Annotated in this window: 6 protein-coding genes; 2 read left to right on the forward strand and 4 right to left on the reverse strand. The window is 71.9% G+C overall.

From position 1 onward, the window contains the following. Positions 1-98: 98 nt before the first annotated feature. From ACWDAS_RS39985 to ACWDAS_RS39995, 3 genes are all read right to left on the reverse strand, one after another. On the reverse strand, positions 99-1,124 hold the full coding sequence (locus ACWDAS_RS39985) for a 6-phosphofructokinase (protein WP_450400744.1): 1,026 nt from the start codon (positions 1,122-1,124) through the stop codon (positions 99-101). Positions 1,125-1,311: 187 nt separating this feature from the next. Beyond that, positions 1,312-2,040, reverse strand: coding sequence for a type 1 glutamine amidotransferase (locus ACWDAS_RS39990; protein ID WP_450400745.1), 729 nt, complete (start codon positions 2,038-2,040; stop codon positions 1,312-1,314). Positions 2,041-2,072: 32 nt separating this feature from the next. Then, the gene (locus tag ACWDAS_RS39995) at positions 2,073-3,311 is read right to left on the reverse strand and encodes a MurT ligase domain-containing protein (RefSeq protein ID WP_450400746.1); all 1,239 of its coding nucleotides are present in this window, start codon (positions 3,309-3,311) and stop codon (positions 2,073-2,075) included. A 163-nt stretch (positions 3,312-3,474) separates the two neighbouring features. On the opposite strand from ACWDAS_RS39995, the gene def reads away from it, so the two are divergent. Then, positions 3,475-4,023 (forward strand): peptide deformylase, encoded by a 549-nt coding sequence (def, locus tag ACWDAS_RS40000; protein ID WP_450400748.1) that lies wholly within the window; start codon positions 3,475-3,477, stop codon positions 4,021-4,023. Here def and ACWDAS_RS40005 read toward each other — a convergent pair. Continuing rightward, complete coding sequence (locus ACWDAS_RS40005; RefSeq protein ID WP_450400749.1) at positions 4,020-4,673, reverse strand: TetR family transcriptional regulator; 654 nt, start codon at positions 4,671-4,673, stop codon at positions 4,020-4,022. The two genes, def and ACWDAS_RS40005, sit on opposite strands and share 4 nt — an antisense overlap. A 126-nt stretch (positions 4,674-4,799) precedes the next feature. Here ACWDAS_RS40005 and ACWDAS_RS40010 point away from each other — a divergent pair, with 126 nt between their 5' ends. Further along, complete coding sequence (locus tag ACWDAS_RS40010; protein WP_450400750.1) at positions 4,800-6,023, forward strand: acyl-CoA dehydrogenase family protein; 1,224 nt, start codon at positions 4,800-4,802, stop codon at positions 6,021-6,023. The last annotated feature ends 176 nt before the right edge of the window (positions 6,024-6,199 follow it).

Genomic DNA, 6,199 nt, shown 5'->3' on the forward strand with positions numbered 1-6,199 from the left:
GGCAATGTGCCGGTTGGGGCGGGTGCGCCCGCACCAGACTAGAACCGCCCCCGGCCGCGCTTGCGACCGGGGGCGGTTCGGGGAGCGCGGTCAGCGCGTCACAGCACGCACTCGGCCTCGACGTAGCGCTCGGCCGGGACCGTCTTGAGGTGCTCGACGGCGTGCGAGAGCGGCACCAGGGTGATGTCGGTGCCGCGCAGCGAGGTCATCATGCCGAAGTCGCCGTTGTGCGCGGCCTCGACCGCGTACCAGCCGAAGCGGGTGGCCAGCACCCGGTCGTACGCGGTGGGGGTGCCGCCGCGCTGCACGTGACCGAGGATCACCGGGCGGGCCTCCTTGCCCAGACGCTCCTCCAGCTCGATCGAGAGCCGGGTGGCGATGCCAGTGAAGCGCTCGTGGCCGTAGACGTCCTTGACGCCGGACTCGAAGTCCATGGTGCCCTCGCGCGGCTTCGCGCCCTCGGAGACCACGACGATCGCGAACTTCTTGCCCGCGGAGAAGCGCTCGCCGACCCGCTGGGTCAGCTCCTCGATGTCGAAGGGGCGCTCCGGCACCACGATCGCGTGCGCGCCGGCCGCCATGCCGGAGTGCAGCGCGATCCATCCGGTGTGCCGGCCCATGACCTCGACGATGAGCACACGCTGGTGCGACTCGGCGGTGGTCTTGAGGCGGTCCAGCGCTTCGGTGGCCACCGTGACGGCCGTGTCGAAGCCGAAGGTGACGTCGGTGGAGGCGATGTCGTTGTCGATCGTCTTGGGCACGCCCACGATCGGCAGACCGTTGTCGGACAGCAGCCGGGCGGCCTTGAGGGTGCCCTCGCCGCCGATCGGGATGATCGCGTCGAGACCCAGGTCGGCGACGTGGCCCCTGGCCCGCTCGACGCCGTCCCGCAGGTGCTCGGGGCGGACCCGGGAGGAGCCGAGGATGGTGCCGCCACGGGCCAGGATGCCGCCCACCGCGTCGAGGTCGAGCTTGCGGTAGTCGCACTCGAGGAGGCCCTTCCACCCGTCGTGGAAGCCTATGACCTCGTCCCCGTGGTCCACGACCGCGCGGTGCACGACCGACCGGATGACGGCGTTGAGGCCGGGGCAGTCGCCGCCGCTCGTCAGCACACCAATACGCATTTGCTCGTTACTCCTGAAAGATCGATCCGGGCGCCGGACGCCGTCGTCCGGATGGACCCGCGGCGACGCGCACCGCTGCTCACTACGTTATCGAGCCGGGCGCGGGCGGCGGAAACGCCGCCCGCACTGCGGACACAACCCGGCCCTGGCCCCGTTTCCCCCGGTCGGACCCGCGACGCTGCGGACCTCAGGCGGGCTGGCTCGCCGCCGCGATGCGCTCGGCGCGCAGCGCCTCGTACCACTGGTCGTCGACCGGCGGCAGGGCCCTGACGTCCATCGCCAGCTTGATCAGCATGTCCGCGATCTGGGGATTGCGGGCCATGACCGGGCCGTGCATGTAGGTGCCGAAGACGGTCTCGTTGTAGGCGCCCTCGGTGCCGTCGCCGGTGCCGTTGCCGTTGCCGAAGCGGGTCCGGGCGAGGGGGCGGACGCCCTTGCCCAGGTGCGTGACGCCCTGGTGGTTCTCGAAGCCGGTCAGCGGCGGCAGCCCGAGCTCGGGGTCGATGTCGGCCAGTACGTCGCCGACGCAGCGCGCGCCCTCGCCGCGGACGCTCACCACGTCCAGCAGGCCCAGGCCCGGCTCCGGGCGGCCGAGGTCGTTGACGAACTCGTGGCCCAGGATCTGGTAGCCGGCGCACACCGAGAAGACGATGGCGCCGTTGTCGACCGCGCGGTTCAGACCGCCGTCGCGGCGCAGCCGCTCGGCGGCCAGCCGCTGCGGACGGTCCTCGCCGCCGCCGATGAGGTAGATGTCGCCGGAGGTGGGGATCGGCTGGTCGGACCGTACGTCGATCCGGGTGACCGGCACCCGCCGCTGGCGGGCCCGGCGCTCGGTGACCAGGGCGTTGCCCTGGTCACCGTAGGTGCTGAGCAGGTCGGGGTAGACCCACACCAGACGCAGGCTGGAGTCGCTCACAGCGTGTTCTCCTGTCGAAACGGGTCGCCGGGTCAGTTGCCGACGCGGCGGCGCAGATCCTGGAAGGCGGTGTAGTTGGCGATGGCCTCGATCCGGCCGGCCGGTGAGGTGCGCACGGCCTCGTCGAAGTCCCGGCACACCTGGAAGTCCAGGCCCGCGACTTCCAGGCGGACCGCGAGGTCCAGCTTGCGGTCGCCGATGACCCGGATCGGGTGCCCGGCCAGACGGGTGTAGTCCACGTCCCACAGCCAGGAGGTGTCCGTGCCGTCCGCCGAGCGGGCGTTGACGGACAGGACCACCGGTGCGGGCGGGCCGTCGATCAGCGAGAAGGTCTCCAGCCAGCCGGCCGGGTTCTTCGCCAGCAGCAGCCGTACGTCGCGGCCCCCGAACTGCACCACGTCGTAGCGGCCCGCGACGGCCTGGACCTTGTACATCCGCTCCAGGGCGACCTTGGGGTCGACGCCGAAGGCGGCCGCCGCGGCGGCGGACACGGCGGCGTTCGACTTGTTGGCGCGGCCCGGCAGCTGGAGCTGGATCGGCCACGCGGCGCCGTACGGGTCGATGACGTGGTCCCCGGACAGGGCCCAGGTCGGCATCGGGCGGCGGAAACCGCACTCGCCGCAGAACCAGTCGTCGGAGGGGCGCTGCAGGACGCCGCCGCACGAGGGGCAGGACCAGGCGTCGTCCTTCCACTCCTGGCCCGCCGCGACCCAGACGACGGTCGGGCACGAGGAGGCGGCCCAGGTGATCAGCGGGTCGTCGGCGTTGGCGATGATGATCGCGTCCGTGCCGGCCAGGCCCTCGCGCCACTTCTCGGCGAGCATGCGCGTCTCGGCGGCGCGGTCCAGCTGGTCGCGGGAGAGGTTGAGCAGGGCGATGGCCTTGGGCCTGACGTCGCGGGCCACGCCGGCCAGGTACTTCTCGTCCACCTCGATCACGCCGTAGCGGGCCTCGGAGCCGCCCGCCAGCGCCGAGGTGATGCCGGCCGGCATGTTGGCGCCCAGCGCGTTCGAGACGACCTCGCCGTTGGCGCGGAGCGCCTCGGCGAGCAGCCGGGTCGTCGTGGTCTTGCCGTTGGTCGCCGACACCAGCACGACGTCGAGATGGGTCGCCAGACGTGCCAGAAGATCGGGGTCGAGTTTGAGGGCCACCCGGCCGCCGATCACCGATCCGCTGCCGCGACCCGCCGCCCGTGACACCGCCGCCGCGGCCTTGCCCGCCGTCACGGCCAGCTTCGCCCGGGGCGACAGTGGCTCCGTGTTGCCTGCCATCGTCTCCACATCCTCCTCGCGTCCGGCCCCGCCCGCCGTCCCGACGGCCGTCCGGAGTGCGCGCCTCCGGCCCGATCCGTCAGCCGGGAGGCAGCGGTCGCGGATCAGCCTATCCACTTCCCCTACCGGCGCAGAAACGAGCCGCCCCCGTACGCTGGCCCGCATGCGACACGCCACCATCCCGGGCAGCTCCGGGACCGTCCGCCCGATGCGGCTGCTGGGTGATCCGGGGCTCCGGGAACCCTGCCGCGACGTGACCGTGTTCGACGCCGAACTCGCCTCGCTCGTCGAGGACTTGTTCGCCACGATGTACGCGTACGACGGGGTCGGGCTGGCCGCGAACCAGGTCGGCGTGCCGCTGCGGGTGTTCGTCTTCGACTGCCCCGACGACGAGGACGTCCGGCATCTCGGTCATCTGGTGAATCCCCGCGTCGTGCGCAACGGCGGGGTCGTGGTGACCGGCCACGAGGGCTGTCTGTCGCTGCCGGGTGTGCACGCGGGGACCGCCCGGCACGACGAGACCGTGGTCGAGGGCGTCGACCTGCGGGGCGAACCGGTACGCGTGGAGGGCGCCGGGTTCTTCGCCCGCTGCCTCCAGCACGAGTGCGACCACCTGGCCGGCGGTCTGTTCACCGACCACCTCACCGGCCTGCGCCGCCGCCGTGCCCTGCGGGCCGCCCGCCGCGCGCCGTGGGCGCCCGGGCGTGCTTAGAGCCGCGGCGCGCCCGGGCGGTCGCCCACGGCCGCGAGGCGGCCCCACAGCAGGTCCGCGAGGTGGCGGACCAGGACGTCGCGGGAGGCGGGGCGTTCGCCCAGCCACCAGTCGCCGGCCGCGTACATCATGCCGACGATGCCGTGCCCCCACACCCGGGCCGCCACCTGGCCGTCCGGGCCCAGGTCCAGGCGTTCGGCGATGACGTCGGCCAGCTCCTCGCCCATGCGCCGCAGCACGGGGGCGGAGTGGCGGCCGATGTCGAAGCCGCGGTCGGCGGCGTCGGGAGCGTTCTCGGCGGGGTGCATCAGGAACCGGTAGACCTGCGGACGGGCCTCGATGGCCGACAGGTAGGCGTGCAGGGTGGCCTCGACCCGGTCGCGGCGCTCGTTGGGGGCGTCGAGGGCGGCCCGCAGGTTGGCCAGCAGGGCGTCGGTGTGGCGTTTGGCCAGGGCACGGTAAAGCCCGCTCTTGTCGCCGAAGTGGCGGTAGAGAATGGGCTTGGTGATGCCCGCCTCGGCGGCGATGGCGTTCATGGATGCTTCGGGGCCGTCCCGCAGCACGACACGGTCCGCGGCCTCGAGGAGCTCCCTGCGCCGCTCCTCCGCCGCGGAGGTCGTCCGCTGCTCCTGCCGCTGGCTGGTGTCCACTCGTGCCTCCCCGCCCGTTCGATTTCGTCGCGCCTGCGCAACGTAACACCCCTCGTCCGGTTGACATCCCTTACCCGTCGGTAACACACTGGCGTTACCGCAAGTAACAAGCACGTGGAGGGGACGATGGGCGAGTTCACGCTCGAACTCAACGACGACCAGAAATCGGTGCGCGACTGGATCCACGGCTTCGCGGCCGACGTCATGCGCCCGGCGGCGGCGGAGTGGGACGAGCGCGAGGAGACCCCCTGGCCGGTGATCCAGGAGGCCGCGAAGATCGGGCTGTACTCGCTGGACTTCTACGCCCAGCAGTACTTCGACCCGACCGGCCTCGGCATCCCGGTCGCCATGGAGGAGCTCTTCTGGGGCGACGCCGGCATAGGCCTGTCCATCGTCGGCACCGGCCTCGCCGCCGTCGGCGTCCTGGCCAACGGCACCGAGGAGCAGATCGGCACCTGGATCCCGCAGATGTACGGCGACGCCAACGACGTCAAGGTCGCCGCCTTCTGCTCCTCCGAGCCGGACGCGGGCTCCGACGTCGGCTCGATGCGCACCACCGCGGTGTACGACGAGGCCAAGGACGAATGGGTCCTCAACGGGACCAAGACCTGGGCGACCAACGGCGGCATAGCCAACGTCCACGTCGTCGTCGCGGTCGTCGACCCGGAGCTCGGCTCCAAGGGCCACGCCTCCTTCATCGTGCCGCCGAACACCCCCGGCCTCTCCCAGGGCCAGAAGTTCAAGAAGCACGGCATCCGCGCCTCGCACACCGCCGAGGTGGTCCTGGACAACGTCCGTGTCCCCGGGAGCTGCCTGCTCGGCGGCAAGGAGAAGCTCGACGAGCGCCTCGCCCGGGCCCACGAGCGGGCCAAGGGCGGCGAGCGCGTGAAGAACGCCGCCATGGCCACGTTCGAGGCCTCTCGCCCGGCCGTCGGCGCGATGGCGGTGGGCACCGCCCGCGCCGCGTACGAGGTCGCCCTCGACTACGCCATGACCCGTACCCAGTTCGGCCGCCCCATCATCGACAACCAGGGCGTCGCCTTCCAGCTCGCCGACATGCGCACCCAGATCGACGCGGCCCGCCTGCTGGTGTGGCGCGCCTCCTGGATGGCGATCTCGGGCAAGCCCTTCACCTCGGCGGAGGGCTCCATGTCCAAGCTCTACGCCAGCGAGACGGCGAAGAAGGTCACCGCCCAGGCCATCCAGATCCTCGGCGGCAACGGCTTCACCCGCGAGTACCCGGTGGAGCGCATGCACCGTGACGCCGCGATCTACACGATCTTCGAGGGCACGAGCGAGATCCAGCGCCTCGTCATCGCCCGCACGCTCTCGGGCATGCCGATCCGCTGACGCCCCCGGCGGCTCCTCACACGGCGGACGGCCCTCCCGTGGCACGGGAGGGCCGTCCGGGTCGTGACGGGCGCGGCACCCCATGGCGCGCAGGTGAAGACGGTGGTCAGCCTCAATGACCGCAGCAAGTCGTAGGTCACACCGTGGACGGTCGATTGCTTGCTCATGGTGGGCAG

The sequence above is a fragment of the Streptomyces sp. NPDC001070 genome (assembly GCF_053598835.1).

Coding starts and splice junctions, on each gene's coding strand:
- ACWDAS_RS40010 (WP_450400750.1), top strand. CDS start 4,800: ATGGGCGAGTTCACGCTCGAACTCAACGACGACCAGAAATCGGTGCGC.
- def (WP_450400748.1), top strand. CDS start 3,475: ATGCGACACGCCACCATCCCGGGCAGCTCCGGGACCGTCCGCCCGATG.
- ACWDAS_RS39985 (WP_450400744.1), bottom strand. CDS start 1,124: ATGCGTATTGGTGTGCTGACGAGCGGCGGCGACTGCCCCGGCCTCAAC.
- ACWDAS_RS39995 (WP_450400746.1), bottom strand. CDS start 3,311: ATGGCAGGCAACACGGAGCCACTGTCGCCCCGGGCGAAGCTGGCCGTG.